17 protein-coding genes are annotated in these 14552 nt (G+C 58.7%); 12 read left to right on the top strand and 5 right to left on the bottom strand.

Annotation, left to right across the window (positions count from 1 at the left end):
- Positions 1-89 precede the first annotated feature (89 nt).
- From Q0887_RS13520 to Q0887_RS13540, 5 genes are all read left to right on the top strand, one after another.
- Positions 90-998, top strand: coding sequence for an alpha/beta hydrolase (locus Q0887_RS13520; protein ID WP_299196270.1), 909 nt, complete (start codon positions 90-92; stop codon positions 996-998).
- A 556-nt stretch (positions 999-1554) separates the two neighbouring features.
- Positions 1555-3600, top strand: a complete 2046-nt coding sequence (locus tag Q0887_RS13525) for a ribonucleoside-diphosphate reductase subunit alpha (RefSeq protein ID WP_299196271.1) — start codon at positions 1555-1557, stop codon at positions 3598-3600.
- Positions 3601-3732: 132 nt separating this feature from the next.
- Positions 3733-4092 carry a PilZ domain-containing protein gene (locus tag Q0887_RS13530; RefSeq protein WP_299196272.1) on the top strand — a complete coding sequence of 120 codons (360 nt, stop codon included), beginning with the start codon at positions 3733-3735 and terminating at the stop codon, positions 4090-4092.
- Positions 4093-4188: 96 nt separating this feature from the next.
- The gene (locus Q0887_RS13535; protein ID WP_363317680.1) at positions 4189-4518 is read left to right on the top strand and encodes a hypothetical protein; all 330 of its coding nucleotides are present in this window, start codon (positions 4189-4191) and stop codon (positions 4516-4518) included.
- A 62-nt stretch (positions 4519-4580) separates the two neighbouring features.
- Positions 4581-5948, top strand: a complete 1368-nt coding sequence (locus Q0887_RS13540; RefSeq protein ID WP_299196275.1) for a GntP family permease — start codon at positions 4581-4583, stop codon at positions 5946-5948.
- 13 nt (positions 5949-5961) lie between these two features.
- Here Q0887_RS13540 and Q0887_RS13545 read toward each other — a convergent pair whose 3' ends face one another.
- Positions 5962-7257, bottom strand: coding sequence for a GGDEF domain-containing protein (locus tag Q0887_RS13545; protein ID WP_299196277.1), 1296 nt, complete (start codon positions 7255-7257; stop codon positions 5962-5964).
- Between the two features lie 220 nt (positions 7258-7477).
- Here Q0887_RS13545 and Q0887_RS13550 point away from each other — a divergent pair, with 220 nt between their 5' ends.
- The 4 genes from Q0887_RS13550 (at position 7478) to Q0887_RS13565 (ending at position 10345) form a co-directional block, all read left to right on the top strand.
- Positions 7478-8533, top strand: coding sequence for a ribonucleotide-diphosphate reductase subunit beta (locus Q0887_RS13550; protein WP_299196279.1), 1056 nt, complete (start codon positions 7478-7480; stop codon positions 8531-8533).
- A gap of 4 nt (positions 8534-8537) precedes the next feature.
- A complete protein-coding gene (locus Q0887_RS13555; protein WP_299196281.1) occupies positions 8538-9536 on the top strand; it encodes a hypothetical protein in 999 nt (332 codons plus the stop codon).
- A gap of 246 nt (positions 9537-9782) precedes the next feature.
- Positions 9783-10037, top strand: coding sequence for a DUF465 domain-containing protein (locus Q0887_RS13560; RefSeq protein ID WP_299196283.1), 255 nt, complete (start codon positions 9783-9785; stop codon positions 10035-10037).
- 47 nt (positions 10038-10084) lie between these two features.
- Complete coding sequence (locus Q0887_RS13565) at positions 10085-10345, top strand: hypothetical protein (RefSeq protein ID WP_299196285.1); 261 nt, start codon at positions 10085-10087, stop codon at positions 10343-10345.
- 21 nt (positions 10346-10366) lie between these two features.
- Here the strand turns inward: Q0887_RS13565 and Q0887_RS13570 are convergent, their stop codons facing one another.
- A complete protein-coding gene (locus tag Q0887_RS13570; protein ID WP_299196288.1) occupies positions 10367-10819 on the bottom strand; it encodes a hypothetical protein in 453 nt (150 codons plus the stop codon).
- A 129-nt stretch (positions 10820-10948) separates the two neighbouring features.
- Positions 10949-11443 carry a hypothetical protein gene (locus Q0887_RS13575; protein ID WP_299196290.1) on the bottom strand — a complete coding sequence of 165 codons (495 nt, stop codon included), beginning with the start codon at positions 11441-11443 and terminating at the stop codon, positions 10949-10951.
- Between the two features lie 421 nt (positions 11444-11864).
- On the opposite strand from Q0887_RS13575, the gene Q0887_RS13580 reads away from it, so the two are divergent.
- Positions 11865-12026: a hypothetical protein gene (locus Q0887_RS13580; protein ID WP_299196292.1), complete on the top strand. Its 162-nt coding sequence runs from the start codon at positions 11865-11867 to the stop codon at positions 12024-12026.
- Between the two features lie 105 nt (positions 12027-12131).
- Positions 12132-12542 (top strand): hypothetical protein, encoded by a 411-nt coding sequence (locus tag Q0887_RS13585; protein ID WP_299196294.1) that lies wholly within the window; start codon positions 12132-12134, stop codon positions 12540-12542.
- A gap of 37 nt (positions 12543-12579) precedes the next feature.
- Here the strand turns inward: Q0887_RS13585 and Q0887_RS13590 are convergent, their stop codons facing one another.
- On the bottom strand, positions 12580-13242 hold the full coding sequence (locus tag Q0887_RS13590) for a hypothetical protein (RefSeq protein WP_299196296.1): 663 nt from the start codon (positions 13240-13242) through the stop codon (positions 12580-12582).
- A gap of 144 nt (positions 13243-13386) precedes the next feature.
- On the opposite strand from Q0887_RS13590, the gene Q0887_RS13595 reads away from it, so the two are divergent.
- Positions 13387-13878, top strand: a complete 492-nt coding sequence (locus Q0887_RS13595; protein WP_299196298.1) for a hypothetical protein — start codon at positions 13387-13389, stop codon at positions 13876-13878.
- Positions 13879-14069: 191 nt separating this feature from the next.
- On the opposite strand, the gene Q0887_RS13600 is transcribed toward Q0887_RS13595, so the two are convergent.
- Positions 14070-14447 (bottom strand): hypothetical protein, encoded by a 378-nt coding sequence (locus Q0887_RS13600; RefSeq protein ID WP_299196300.1) that lies wholly within the window; start codon positions 14445-14447, stop codon positions 14070-14072.
- Between the last annotated feature and the right edge of the window lie 105 nt (positions 14448-14552).

A 14552-nucleotide genomic window follows, 5' to 3' on the forward strand; every position in this document is an offset into this window, starting at 1 on the left:
TAGGCTTGATCTCCCCACCCAAACGCGCTTTGTAACGCGCCGGGTCAATACAAGCTCCAAAAAGAGAGCGATCGAGGAGTAGGAACTTTATGCCGCATATCGGGGCGAACGGTCTCCGCCTGTTCTATGAAGAACACGGAAACCCCGAGCACGAAACAATTCTTCTGGTGATGGGTCTGGGGGCACAAATGACCCTGTGGCCAGATGAATTTGTCGAAGCACTGGTCAAGAAGGGCTATCGCGTTATCCGGTTCGATAATCGCGATATCGGGCTTTCGGACAAGATGGAGGAGGCGAGGGCTCCGGGCATCGTATGGCAGACGATCCGCAAGCGGCTCGGTTGGCCAGCCAAAGTGCCTTACACGCTGGAAGACATGGCGGACGATGCTGCCGGACTTCTCGAAGCACTGGACATTCGGCGCGCACATGTTGTGGGCGCGTCGATGGGCGGGATGATCGCGCAGCTGATGGCGGTCCATCACGGCAACAAACTGCTTTCGATGACGTCGATCATGTCGAGCACTGGCAATCCCAAACTGCCACAGGCCGAGAAGAGCGCGATTGACGCGCTGATCGCGCCGCTGGCATCGATGGAAGAGGATGTTTTGGTCGAGCACGGCCTCAATATCGGCCGCAATATTGGCAGTCCGGGCTATCCTCCTGACCCTGACCATGCGCGCGCGCGGGTGCTCAAGAATGTGCGGCGCAGTGTCTATCCACCGGGCTTGCCGCGCCAGCTTGCCGCCATCATCGACGATGGTGACCGGCGCAAACGGCTAAGCCGGATCACAACACCCACGCTGGTTTTGCATGGTGAGGATGATCCGCTGGTGAAGCTGGAAGCCGGGCAGGAGACTGCGCGTTGCATACCGGGCGCTAAGTTGGTGACGATTCCCGGTTGGGGGCACGATCTGCCGCAGGAGCTGGTAGGCCGGCTGGCTGATGAGATTGCGCTCCATGCAAAGGCGGCGCGGGCCGCGACACCGCTGGGAACGTAACGCCGAACAGCGCCGAGAAGGCCTAAGTGTTTGCGCCGCCTGCGATTATGCGGGCGGCGCAAAGCGCAACATTCTTGCCAGTGCAAGAGCGATTGATTCAGCGCTTGATTCAAAAGATTCAATCACCAAATTTTTCTTCACAGATTCATTTTCGGGGTTGCGCAACGCGCGACTCAAGCTTTGCCCACGCGTCGCTGCGCTGCAACATGGGTTTTGAGCAAGCCCGCCTGACGATTTAAGGTTAATCACCCGTTGACGCGGAATCCCGCCTGATTCATTATCTGGTGGTTCGGTTCGCGCTGGACCCCCAATTGCTTGTGATTTCTCTCGCTCCACCAGGCCAATACCAAAGGGTGCGATCGGGGGAGGAGTCACTCAAGACGGGGCACCATAGCGGCTGAAATGGAATGATGTTGGCGGGCAAACCTGAAGGCCGGATGGGGGCAGATGGGGGTAAATCTGTCGATAGATTGGTGCAGAACATAATCGGAACGGGAGTGTTTTTCCGCTATAGGGAGACCGCTATCCGATTCGAAGGATGCGAGACGGGGCTGAAATGGAATTCAAGGCAAGTGACGAAGTGCTGAGCGATGCGGAAACCGGGGAAACGCTCGGAACAACCGAAGCAGCAAGCGATAAGGGCAAAAAGGCCGTAAAAATGGAAAAGTCCGACAAGGGCAGCGAGGCGCTCATCGCCGAAAACGGTGGCGAAGAGCTGATCGCAGCGAAGAGCGCGGAAGCGTTGGCCGGTGCTATGGCAGAAGTTGCCAAGGAGGCGGTTTCCGACAGCAAGAAGGTCAATGATCGCCGTTTTGACGTCCAGATCGACGAAAGCCGCGATGCGAACCTGACCGAATTCGGCAAGGAGACGCTGACCGATCGCTACCTGCTTCCGGGTGAGAAGTATCAGGATCTCTTCGCGCGCGTCGCTGATGCCTATGCCGACGATGCTGAACACGCACAGCGGCTGTACGACTATATCTCGAACCTGTGGTTCATGCCCGCAACGCCGGTTCTTTCAAACGGCGGCACTGCGCGCGGCCTGCCGATTTCCTGCTACCTCAATTCGGTGTCGGACAGCCTCGACGGGATCGTCGGCACCTGGAACGAGAATGTCTGGCTGGCCTCCAAGGGGGGCGGGATCGGCACCTATTGGGGCAATGTTCGGGGGATTGGTGAGCCAGTTGGCCTGAATGGAAAGACAAGCGGGATTATCCCGTTCGTTCGTGTGATGGATTCGCTCACGCTCGCGATCTCGCAAGGATCGCTGCGGCGCGGTTCGGCGGCGTGCTATCTGGATGTGTCGCATCCCGAAATTGAGGAATTCCTCGAAATCCGCAAACCGTCGGGCGACTTCAACCGCAAGGCTCTGAACCTCCATCACGGCGTGCTGCTGACAGATGAATTCATGGAAGCGGTCCGCGACGGGGCCGAGTTCGACCTCAAATCGCCCAAGACCGGCGAAGTGCGCGGCACTGTCGATGCGCGCTCGCTGTTCCAGAAGCTGGTTGAATGCCGCCTTGCAACGGGTGAGCCCTACATCGTCTTCAACGACACCGTGAACCGCATGATGCCCAAGCATCACCGCGATCTGGGCCTCAAGGTTTCGACCTCGAACCTGTGTTCGGAAATCACACTGCCAACCGGCATCGACCACCTCGGCAATGATCGTACGGCGGTGTGCTGCCTCAGCTCGCTCAACATTGAAAAGTGGGATGAGTGGTCAGGCGACAAGCAGTTTATCGAAGACATCATGCGCTTCCTCGACAACGTCCTGCAGGACTATATCGACCGCGCACCGGACGAGATGGCGCGCGCCAAGTATTCGGCCGAGCGTGAGCGTTCGGTCGGGCTCGGCGTGATGGGCTTCCACTCTTTCCTCCAGTCGAAGGGGCTGGGTTTCGAAAGCGCGATGGCCAAGGCGCTGAACCTGAAAATGTTCAAGCATATCCAGGCCAAGGCATCCGAAGCCTCAATGCTGCTCGCGCAGGAACGCGGGCCTTGCCCCGATGCGGCAGAAATGGGCGCGATGGAGCGGTTCAGCTGCAAGATGGCGATCGCGCCGACCGCGTCGATCTCGATCATTTGCGGCGGCACCAGCGCCTGCATCGAGCCCATCCCGGCGAATATCTACACGCACAAGACTTTGTCGGGCTCCTTCATCGTAAAGAATCCGTATCTTGAAAAACTGCTCGACAAGAAGAGCAAGAACTCGACCAATGTGTGGAACTCGATCCTCGAGAAAGGCGGCAGCGTCCAGCATCTCGATTTCCTGAGCGCCGAAGAAAAGGCGAGCTTCAAGACCAGCTTTGAAATCGACCAGCGCTGGCTGCTCGAATTCGCTGCCGACCGCGCGCCCTATATCGATCAGGCGCAGTCGCTGAACCTCTTCATCCCGGCGGATGTGGAGAAATGGGATCTGATGCAGCTGCACTTCCAGGCATGGGAGAAGGGCATCAAATCGCTCTATTATCTCCGCTCGAAATCGGTCCAGCGCGCGGGCTTTGCAGGCGGCGTCGAAGCGGACAACACCGCAGACGCAGCAAAGTTCGAGCTGGCCGCAGAGCAGACCGATTACGAGGAATGTTTGAGCTGCCAGTAGGACAGGTTTCTGCATAAGAACGACCCCGCCAAACTTCGGTTCTGGCGGGGTTTTCTTTGTCCGGCTCCTGCGCCCGTTCGCAGTGGCATGCTTTACGCTCCCTTAATCATCGGGCTGCTAAGCATCGTTGTCATGCGAGCACGGAAGGATCAGCGCAAAATCATTTCGATCCCGGGCCGGTATTTCACCGGGCTGGGCGATCCTGTTGATGTGGAGCTCAAGAACCTGTCAGTCAGAGGGTGCTGCATGGCTGCGGTGAGCGGCAAGCTGCCGCCCGGTTCGCGACTGCAAATCCATATCGGCAGTTCCGGCCCGCATCATGCGCATGTCAAATGGGCAAGAGACAACGAAGTGGGCGTGGTCTTTGTAAAGCCGCTCGATCCCGAGCGCTTCGCCCGATTCCAAAGCAGCCATGTGCCGGATTCCGCGCAAAGCACGATTGCTGGTGATTTTGAGGACATGCTTTCCGGCCGTCCGCAGCGCTTTTGCTGATTTGGCTCGTTTCTGGCCACGCTCTAAATCCCCGCCGCCCTTGACACATTCCAGGGTTCGATCAACCTAGCTCTCGCACCAAGCGGGAGAGAGATTTTGGCGCAAACTGATAAGAGCGGATCGCCTTTGGCGCGCGCAACCGCGGCTCGCGTGCTCGCTGCCGGAGCGCTTGTGCTGTTCCTTTCCGCTTGCGCCAGCCAGATCGATGCGGGCGTATCGGCGGAGCCGCATGTGCCCGGTTTCTGGTGGGGCCTCTGGCACGGTTTCATCTTCCCGTGGAGCTGGATTGGCTCGCTCTTCCGGCCCGACATCGCGGTCTATGCTGTGCCCAATAGCGGAGGCTGGTACGATTTCGGCTTCTTCCTAGGCATCACCGTGCTTGGCGGGGGAAGCTTTTTCGGGTCAAAGAGGCGGAGTGGCGATTGACCGTTCAGCCCTCAACCATCCACCCCAATTCCCGTGACCAATTCTAGCGAAGGACCGACGCAATGTTCGAATGGATCGGGCTGATCGGTCTGTTTTGCGGGCTGGGCCTGCTGATATTCCTCGCCCTGCGCGATGTGAACATCATATTCGCCTCGGTGCTGTGCGCGCTGGTGGTGATTGTCAGCAATGGCCTGCCCTTCGCCGAAAGCATCACCCAGTCCTACACGATCGGAGAATTGGGCGCGTTCACCTTTGCCGGACGCTTCTTCCTGCTGTTCGCTGCCGGAGCGGTCTTTGGCAAGATCATGGGAGACAGCCACGCGGCGACTTCGATTGCGATGGCGCTGGTGCGGTCATTAGGCGCACACCGCGCGCTGTGGATCACGGTGCTTGCCTGCGCGCTGCTGACCTATGGCGGGGTGGTGGTCTTCGTGGTGATCTTCGCTATGTATCCGCTGGGCCTACGCCTGCTCAAAGAGGCTGACATTCCCAAACGCCTGTTTTGCGGAGCGATTGCATTGGGCGCGGGGACTTTCACGCTCACCGCACTTCCCGGCACACCGTCGATCCACAATGTCATACCCACACTGACGCTGGGCACGGACTTGTTCGCGGCTCCTTTGCTCGGCCTGTTCGGCGGCGGGCTGATGTTTGCGATGGGCATGGCCTATCTGGAACGCGAGCGGATCAAGGCCAAGGCTGCGGGCGAAGGGTTCGAAGCTGGTCCGCGCGATGTTATCCCCGACTACGCCTCGATCGAGAAAGACGTGCCGCATCCAGCACTCGCAATCCTGCCACTGGTTCTGGTGATCGCGATCATCCTCGCGCCTCGCCTCGCCGGTTCGTTTGGCGTGGATGAGGGCAATGCGATTGTAGCCTTCGCAAGTGCCCAGCCGGTCTTGTGGCCCTCGATCGCGCTCATCATTGCCAGCCTCGTCGCGCTCGCGCTTTATCCGGCGATGCGCAAAAACCCGCTGCAGCGGATGGGGCTAGGCACGCAGGATGCGATTATGCCGCTGATGGCGACGTCGGCGGTGATCGGTTTCGGCGGAGTGGTCGCCCAGACCCAGGGCTTTGCCATGTTCACAGACTTTGTCGCCGGCCCCGCTTTGCCGCCGCATCTTTCAATGTTTGCCGCGGCCAGCACGGTTTCGGGCATCACCGGATCATCGGCGGGCGGATTGCAGATCTTCATGGCGACCATGGCGGAATCCTATCTGGCGCTCGGCATTTCACCAGAGGAGCTGCACAGACTGGCTGCAATGGCGAGCGGCGGGCTCGATTCACTGCCCCATTGCGGCGCGGTGATCGCGATGCTGACCATCACTCAACTCACCCACAAGCAAGCCTATAAAGAGGTTGGGGTGGTGACCGTGGTGGTGCCGATTGTCGCGACGCTGCTAACCATCGGCTTGGCGATGTTGCTTTAGGCGGACGCGCCGCTCAGTTGGGCTTGAAGAACGCTGCTTCTGCCTCGACGAACTCGACCCGGTTCCGGCCCCTGTCCTTGCCAGTATAGAGCGCGGCATCTGCCATCTCGATCAGTTCCTCGCGCGGTAACATAGCGGCAGCGGGAGCCATGCCGACGCCGATCGACGCTGTGATGAGCGAACGTTTCATACCCTCCGCGGGGGTCAAGGCATCAGCGATGGTCCGCCGTGCCTTTTCGGCAATCGCGCGCACCGCATCCGCTTCCCGGTGACGCAGGGCAGCAATGAATTCCTCTCCGCCGTAGCGCCCCACGATCCCCCCGGATTTGTTGAAGACTTCCTGCAGCGCATCGGCGACCAGTTGAAGGCAGGAATCGCCCGCCTGATGTCCATGGGTGTCATTGAAACGTTTGAAATGATCGAGGTCGATCATCATGAGCGCAATCGTATCATCGCCGCGGCCGTCAGTGCCCGGCGCGACAATCTCACGCTCAAAGGCCTGTTCGAAGCCTCGGCGATTGGCAATTCCGGTTAGCGGATCTGATTCGGAGAGGGTGCGTAACGCGCGGTTCGCCATGCGCAATTCACGACTCGCGATCCGTGCGCGCAAGGTCAGCAGGAAATTGTGCTGGCGCAGGTTTTCGAATCTTGCAGCCACCACCAATGTGGCCCCGGCGATGAGCGCAAAGACCACAAGAAAATCAACGCGATCCAAAAAGCCGTCCCACCCCTGCAGAGCCATCACCATGGCTTTCACCAAAAGTGCGGCGAGGTCGAAAATTATCAGACCTCGCAGCGAATAGGGCAGGATCAGATTGGCGAGTCCGACCATCAGCGCCGTCGAATAGAGGTAGCGCGGCACCAGGTCGGGCGGGAGCTGATAGGCGAGATGGACGATCACGGCGATAAAGGCGATCGGCGCCGCGCCCACGCAGAAGGCAAGCAATTGGGTCCATCCCCTCGCGCCCGCAATCAGCCCCAGGATCGTCACTGGCACGATGGCAAAAATCCGCAGAATCAGCCCCTCGCGCGCGATCTCTGGGTGGATCAGCAAATCAACGGCAATCGTTGCCAGTCCCAGCATCATGCCGAGCAGGAACAGGAAATGTTCCTCGCGATAGAGCCGGCGCACCACTTCTGCGTCATAGAGATCGGCAATCGCTGCGGGCCATTGACGCAGGGGCGTGGGCACCCGGTCAATCGCATCGACCATCGCCGCGTCGATCCCGGCCGGCGCGCTCAATTCCTCTTCCGCTTCTGGGCGGTTAATCGCGCTTACGGCGGGTGCGAAGGTTTCCATAAGGCCCATTGGGCAGGTGCCTATCGGCCGACACTTAAATTGCCGTTAGCAATGACTTGGCGAGTTGTGACGCTTTTCGCTGCCGCCCACCGACGCGCATATTCGGCCTTGCGCTCGGTTCGACTCTTTCGGTGCACGGTTTATCCCCGCGTAAATCTGCCTGCTTGCCTTCGAATTGCCGCTCTGATTCCCTATATGAGTCGTTCACGCCAAACAAAGGGACCACCAGATGTCGTTGCTCGAAGCCCGCAAGACCTACAAGCCGTTCGAATATCCGTGGGCTTACGAGTTCTGGAAACGCCAGCAGCAGATCCACTGGATGCCCGAAGAAGTGCCTTTGGGTGAGGATTGCCGCGACTGGGCGCAGAAGATTACCGAGCATGAGCGCAACCTGCTCACCCAGATCTTCCGCTTCTTCACGCAGGCCGATGTCGAGGTGCAGGATTGCTATCACGACAAATATGGCCGCGTGTTCAAGCCGACCGAGATCAAGATGATGCTCACCGCCTTCTCCAATATGGAGACGGTGCATATCGCGGCCTACAGCCACCTGCTCGACACGATCGGCATGCCTGAAAGCGAATACAGCGCGTTCCTCGAATATGAGGAGATGGCGGACAAGCACAATTACATGCAGCAATTCACCGTCGACACTGACGAGGATATTGCCCGCACGCTCGCCATGTTCGGCGGCTTCACCGAAGGCCTGCAACTGTTCGCCAGCTTCGCGATGCTGATGAACTTCCCTCGTTTCAACAAGATGAAGGGTATGGGCCAGATCGTCAGCTGGTCGGTGCGCGATGAAAGCCTCCACTGCGAAGGCATCATCAAGATGTTCCACACCTTCTGCGAAGAGCGCCAGTGCCTGACCAAGTCGGTGAAGGAAGACATCATCGACGTCTGCCAAAAGACTGTCCGTCTGGAAGACGCCTTTATCGATCTCGCATTCGAGATGGGCCCGGTGAACGGGATGACCGCGAAAGAGATCAAGAAGTATATCCGCTACATCGCCGATTGGCGTCTGGGCCAGCTGGGCCTGCAGCCGATCTACATGATCGACGAACACCCCCTGCCATGGCTCGCCCCGCTGCTGAACGGTGTCGAGCACGCCAACTTCTTCGAAGCCCGCGCTACCGAATATTCAAAGGGTGCAACCAAGGGCAGCTGGAACGACGTCTGGTCAAGCTTCGACAAACGCCAGAAGGCGAAGGCTGTGAACGAGGACGGCGAAGAGGCTGACGGCGGGCCGGATATGTTCGGCGAGAGTGTTGAGGCTGCGGAGTAATTAATTGGATGTCTTAGCGCTTTTGAAGCGCTCCATTGAGGCATTGCCCGAAGGAGAACACCGCCGAGGATTGTTCTCGGTAATGAAGCATATTGAAGTTGCTTCAAAGTATCTTAACCGCGCGACCGACATCGGAGAAGACGACCTATACACTGACGTCATCTATCGAACCAATCAAGCGTTTGAGGGTAGCATCAAAGAAGCGTATCGGGTCCTCTCTGGCGAGGACCCCGAAAAGCAATCCATCTACGAGATCGAAGAATATCTCAAAGGTGACGATGTTTTGCGTCCTCGGGTTTTGACCCAATTCTCACGATATCGAAAAGAATGGCGCAATCCGTCCACTCATGATTACACACTTGATTTCGACCAAGACGAAGCATTCCTTGCTCTCATGTCCGTTTCAGCGTTCGCCAAGGTGCTTGTCGACCAGATCGCTCAGAAATTAGCCGAGAGAAGTGCAGCAGAAAGACAGAAACCCAAAAAAACTACATCTACTACACCAGATTTGATGACCCTTGTTGCTGAAGAGGCGAAGCAGCTTCTCAACACGTTGGCGGCTGAGAACGACCTCCCACAATCGGAAAGCGAACTGATCGGCACCCTGTCGGGGTTTATGGACGACGGCGAGCTAGCATTCACCTTCGAGCCTTTGCTTAGAAACAGTATGCGACGTGCAGATATGGTTGTTGCGCGTGGAAAAGAGAGGGTAATCGTTGAGGTCAAATCGTCTCGGACGGCGAACGTACTAGATCGGCAGTATGAAACCCTAATGTCAGAACTTCTCCAAGAAGATTCAGATGCGAAGGGTGTTTTGATTCTATGGCATCCCGACGCTAGCGAATATCATCATGTTGATTGGCCTTCACAATGGGGGAACTCGGATCGCCTACGCGTTGTGCTTTTCTCTCGCCTCGAGAAGAAGGGCGTCGAAGAGCAGCAGACGCTAGGTGACATTCTGGGCAATGCCCTCAAGGCGATCGAAGAAGACAGAGAAGTATGAGAATCGTTTTTGTCCTACGCACCGCTGAGCCTACAAGCAGCACCACTGGTAAGGTGTCGGACTTTCGGCTGCGTTTCGGCGGAGGCGTCTCCTTTTTCATTGCCATCCTTCTCGCTCCCCAAGGCGAATAGCCCAGTTTCAAGTCCTGCACTGGATGCATTTGCACAATGCTTTTGACCCACATCAATTCCCTCGCCGCGACTCCAGTCTAGACAACTCCCACACACCAACCGGGAGACCTCCTTTATGTCGCAGCACACGCCCAATGAACTCACCGCCATCTTCAAGCGTGATCGCGGGCTGATTACCCTGCTCAAGCAGGAAGATGGGCACTTTGCGCGGCTTGCTGACGAGTATCATCAGGTCAATCGTCAGGTGCACCGGATCGAGGCCGAAACCGAAGCGGCGAGCGATGCGCGGACCGAAACGCTCAAGAAACAGCGCCTCGGCCTGCTCGACGAGATCACGTCAATCGTCACCAAAGCCCGCGAGGCGGCCTAATTCAGACCAGCCCCACTTCACCCCCCCCCCCGAATGAGGAGACACAAATGTCCAGCCTGAAACCCCTGATCGCCGCTCTCATTCTGCCCTCCTTCGGCCTTGCAGCCTGCGCGCCGGAGGAGGAGGAAGATGTGACTTACGAAGTCGGCGTCGAAGATGTCGGCGGCGGCGAATTGCAGGTCGCCGATCCCCAACCCGGCGACGTCCCGGTCAATCTGCCTGAAACGCCGATGAAAAACGTGCCTGCCAGCGAAGAGGGCGGTGTGAGCGAAGACAGCGGTGTGAGCGGCGGCGAGTCAAGCGAATAGGCCGGTTGGCGCTCTGGGCGGTCAAATCCCGCCCAGCAGCACCCGCGAATACCAGCGGTGGAACGGCATCAATACCTTGACCACGCCGCGATCAGGCTTCCCGACCCAGCTGCCGAATAGCAGCGTTGTCGAGCCTTCACCCGGGACGACCGAGAGCCAGCTGGCGGTTGCGCCTTGAAAGTCCTGAAGCAGGATTTCGCCCTCCCGCCGTTCGATCACGGTCCACGCGGCAAAGCTCTGCGCTTCACCGCTCGCCACCGCGCGGGCATCGGCGTTCGACGCGCCGCGCCCGATCAGGCCCAGCGCCAGCCGCTCGGGTCTGAACGTCCAGCTGCAATAGAAGCGCTCGATGAACTGCTCGAGCGGCACCGAGCCCGGCACCTCGCGCGAAAAGCAATCGCGGTAGGATTGCGGTGGGCCAAAGCCGGCCAGCAGAGAGCCGGGAGGGACGGGGATCGCTTCGATCTTTGCCATGCGCGAAGATATATCGCAGTTCGTGCCGCCCCACACTTGCAAATTGCGCGGACCACCTTGCTCCAAACGAAAGCCGCGCTCCGGTCTCCCGAAGCGCGGCTCTCTTTGTTCAGCCCTTGCGCGGCAGACTTACCGGATCCATTGGCCCGATCCGACCACGCGGCCTGTGCCGTCCGGATTCATCCAGTAATAGGCGGTTTCGAGCGAAACGTGCCCTTCGACTGCACCGCTTTTGCCTTCAAAATAGCCGTAACAGCTCATTTCGTTGCCTTCGTCATTCTCGACATTGCAACCGAACAGCACCGCACCGCTCGACCCGTCTTCGGTCGATTGTGTGCAGGTGAAGTGGCGGTCGAACAGCGAGCCTTCGGGTTGGTCCATCCCCGCGCACTGGCTGGTGACGGTGACCCCGCCATCGCCATCTCCGACGCTGAGCGTTTCGGTCCATGACGCGCCGAAGACCTCGCCGCCAACCCCGCCGACAACCGACACGCCCGACAATGTTCCTTCGAATTCAAAATGCGGCGAAGGCATCGCGCCTTCTTCTTCATGTGCCTCTGCCAGCGCGCTGCTCGCCATAGTGAGCGCCGCGCATACGACGATTGCTTTTGCATAATTCTTCATTGTGTACCCCCAATTCAAGTTGGATTGCTAGCGACCCACTTGATCTGGACTGGGTGAAAAGCGGCAAGCTCTCAGGCGCGCATGTCTGGCGCTGGTTCCTGAACGGCTTGTCCTAATCCGGCGAAACGCTTGTGCGCCTATCCCATCGCCGACGATCCCACTGGCGGGGATGCTACGCCTCTGGCCGGCATAAGTAAAATTCCATGGGATCGGATCAAGTTTCCCGCGTTAACCCGGCGCTGCAACCCGGGCGCTTGATCGATGCCCGCGCAGGCCAAGCTCTGGGCAGGCTCCGCCCATGCTTGCCATGTAAAACGCTGTAAAATCCGCGAGTTTTTGCGCCGATCCTAACATTTTCTTCACCACAGGACCCGATAAGGGGGTGGTTAATTCGAGAACAGAAGAGTCAGGGGAACGCAGCGTGAAATTCATCAATGGTCTGATCGGCTGCGCGCTCGGCTTTCTCGGCGGAAGCGCTGTTCTGGCGTTCACACTTCCCTCCGAAATTGTTGCGCAAGGCGTCGAGATGGCCACGCCTGCACCTGAAGGCGAACCCTTTGTGAAGGTCGTTTTCGAGGACTGAACTGGCCCCGGCCTGCGATAAAGGACCGCCCGCGGTTTGCCGCGCCTTGCCGCCTGTGCGACACCCCTCACTGCAAGAATGCATGGGGAGGTATCAATGGGAATAATGGCAGATAATGCGCGCGAGATGGTCGAGACCATGGAGGCTATGGTCTATGATCTGCGGCAGACCGCGAGCGAAGTTGCGACGCGGCTCGCTGGCAGGGTCAATCGCCCCCTTTCTGACTATGCCGAGGCGCTCGCCTCTGCCGATACTCCCGAAGAGTTGGCAAAAGCGTTGGAGGCCTTGCGAAAGGAAATGCAGGTTGCGCTCAAACGGACCTATCTGACGGCTACCAATCGCTGGGGCAAAGCCGACACCGAAATGGGTGACTTCAACAAAGCCTATTCCGCGATGGTCCACGCCAATCTGTATGTGAAGCGCATCGCGGACCTGCTGGAAGCCGCCGATATGCACGATGTCCTGCTTCAGGAATACCGCAATATGGAACGCGGATTTTCCGAGGCCGGGCTCTAGGGTAGAAGGATGACGAGGCTGGCGCGCGGCCGGCTTCTTACTCCCAACCCCAAGCGGGCGGCGGGGCTTCGACTTCGGCGGTGAGGTCAAACTCCACGCGGAAATGCCGGTCTTCGGGCGCGCCGCCTTCGACGGTGCGGCGCAGCTGATAGGCAAACTGCGCATTCTCGGCGCCCGCCGGATCGACCTCGACCGTCCAGACATTGGTGACCGAGGCAGTCAGCCCTTCGCGTTCGAACATTTCGACGCTGAATTGGTCGACTGGGAAGTCCTGCGCGCGCGCACTTCCATCCGCTGCTGTGTCGCCGCCATACATTGTCACCGCGTCGCTGGCCCCGTCTTCGTGACGGTGATCGTGCTTGAGCCTCAGACCTTCTTCGGTCCGGGTGATGAGCCAGGTGCGCGAACGGTCCCATTCGCCACCGGCCTGGACATGGAAGGGCACCGCGATCCGGTCCTCGCTGCATTCAGCGACATACATGACCATCGGAATGCCAGCGAAATCGGCGTCCGCCGCATCGTCGCTAACCAACTCGCCCGCATAGGCCTTGCCGCAATGGCTCGACAGCGCAGCGAAGAAGGCGTCCTGCGCGGCGGGTTCCTCCACCGCAATTGTATCATCCGATGGCTCGCTGCATCCGGCCAGCGCAAGTATGAGTGCAATGGGCGCAATCCGGGAAGGTGAAATCGCTAGGCGCATCGGGAAATCCTCATCAACATCTTGGATGGTCCCTACTGCACTGATTGCTCTCGCTTGCGAAGAGGTCTATCACATCGCCCTGTAATAGCAGGCTTAATTCTTTGAATTCGGCAAGATCAAGAAATGATCAGGGGAGCAGGGGACATGACTAGATTGAATTCCAAGGTTAGCGCGAGTTTTCGCGCAACCACGGCGGCCATGTTGGCGATTCTGGCGACGGGCTGTGCAACCATGGCCGATACACCGCGATCATCCTCGGGTGATCTCGATGGGATGCTAGCGATGATGATGCGCGGGGAATCCCAGATGAAGGGAAGCGAGCTTGAGGCTGCAATCGAGGCGGCCTCGGCCTATCCACTTGGCAGCAGTGAGAATCCGGTGAGGGCGCATATGCCGCAAGGGCAGCGCGCCTATCTGGGCCGCCTGCGCTGCTCGGACACCTCGCGCCCCAGATTCTCACGTTCTGGTAATCTCGGGCCGGGCGTCTATGGCAATATCGTCGATCTCTACATTGTGACCTGCGCGAGCGGTGAACCGGAGCGTGCCGAGATCATCATGGACATGTATCACGCGGGCTATGCCGAGGATGAAGCCGTGCCCGGCTTTGGCATCGCAGGTGGGCGTAAGGCCGAATAGGCGGCTTTACGCGCTGAACTTTCCTACAAGCACATGATTGCGCTATTGCGGCTCACATGGCCAAGCCGCGTATCGCCTTGATTTATGATCGCTATTTCCGATCAGTGACCGCTCGTGTGATCGAGCCAGTTTTTCCCTCTGGACCGTGTAACATGCGGTCCATGTCTCTGCTTGGAGCGCTTTGGAGAGGCTTAGAACAGCAGCGTCTTGGGGTCGGGCATCGGTTCCTGCTTCTGTGCCTTGATCAGGCTCAGGATAGAGCGAACGCCGACCCAGATCATTGGCACCCAGATGATGAGCCAGCCAATGACGGAGACGAGAAGGATCGCAAAGGCGATGAAGCCGATCCAGAATGTGCGCACCAGATAGGTGAAGTGCGAAGCGGCCCACTCTTCCCGGTTGTCGCCCTGCCAGACATGCGCAAGGATAACGCCGACCAACCCGGAAACGCCGGTGATGAAGCTGCCAAGATAGAGCAGCGAAATGATCGTTGGCTGGTTGAGATCGAACCCGCCATTTGCTGGTGGCCCGCTATTGGTTGTCGCTGGCTTGTTGCTCTCTTCGGTCATGATGGTTCCCCTCTGTCCCCTGCGCGCAGGCGCCCGGATATGGCGCTTCGCTTGCGCGGCACTCTAAGCATGGGCGGCCTTGAGGCAAGCCCCTGTGGCATGATG

Origin of the sequence: uncultured Erythrobacter sp. (genome assembly GCF_947492365.1) — a bacterium.
GTDB lineage: Bacteria > Pseudomonadota > Alphaproteobacteria > Sphingomonadales > Sphingomonadaceae > Erythrobacter.

Excerpts from the sequence above, each read along its gene's own strand:
- Q0887_RS13560 (WP_299196283.1), top strand. The coding sequence starts at position 9,783 with ATGTCGCAGCACACGCCCAATGAACTCACCGCCATCTTCAAGCGTGAT.
- Q0887_RS13575 (WP_299196290.1), bottom strand. The coding sequence starts at position 11,443 with ATGAAGAATTATGCAAAAGCAATCGTCGTATGCGCGGCGCTCACTATG.
- Q0887_RS13585 (WP_299196294.1), top strand. The coding sequence starts at position 12,132 with ATGGCAGATAATGCGCGCGAGATGGTCGAGACCATGGAGGCTATGGTC.
- Q0887_RS13520 (WP_299196270.1), top strand. The coding sequence starts at position 90 with ATGCCGCATATCGGGGCGAACGGTCTCCGCCTGTTCTATGAAGAACAC.
- Q0887_RS13570 (WP_299196288.1), bottom strand. The coding sequence starts at position 10,819 with ATGGCAAAGATCGAAGCGATCCCCGTCCCTCCCGGCTCTCTGCTGGCC.
- Q0887_RS13590 (WP_299196296.1), bottom strand. The coding sequence starts at position 13,242 with ATGCGCCTAGCGATTTCACCTTCCCGGATTGCGCCCATTGCACTCATA.
- Q0887_RS13545 (WP_299196277.1), bottom strand. The coding sequence starts at position 7,257 with ATGGGCCTTATGGAAACCTTCGCACCCGCCGTAAGCGCGATTAACCGC.
- Q0887_RS13550 (WP_299196279.1), top strand. The coding sequence starts at position 7,478 with ATGTCGTTGCTCGAAGCCCGCAAGACCTACAAGCCGTTCGAATATCCG.
- Q0887_RS13525 (WP_299196271.1), top strand. The coding sequence starts at position 1,555 with ATGGAATTCAAGGCAAGTGACGAAGTGCTGAGCGATGCGGAAACCGGG.
- Q0887_RS13595 (WP_299196298.1), top strand. The coding sequence starts at position 13,387 with ATGACTAGATTGAATTCCAAGGTTAGCGCGAGTTTTCGCGCAACCACG.
- Q0887_RS13530 (WP_299196272.1), top strand. The coding sequence starts at position 3,733 with ATGCGAGCACGGAAGGATCAGCGCAAAATCATTTCGATCCCGGGCCGG.
- Q0887_RS13565 (WP_299196285.1), top strand. The coding sequence starts at position 10,085 with ATGTCCAGCCTGAAACCCCTGATCGCCGCTCTCATTCTGCCCTCCTTC.
- Q0887_RS13600 (WP_299196300.1), bottom strand. The coding sequence starts at position 14,447 with ATGACCGAAGAGAGCAACAAGCCAGCGACAACCAATAGCGGGCCACCA.
- Q0887_RS13540 (WP_299196275.1), top strand. The coding sequence starts at position 4,581 with ATGTTCGAATGGATCGGGCTGATCGGTCTGTTTTGCGGGCTGGGCCTG.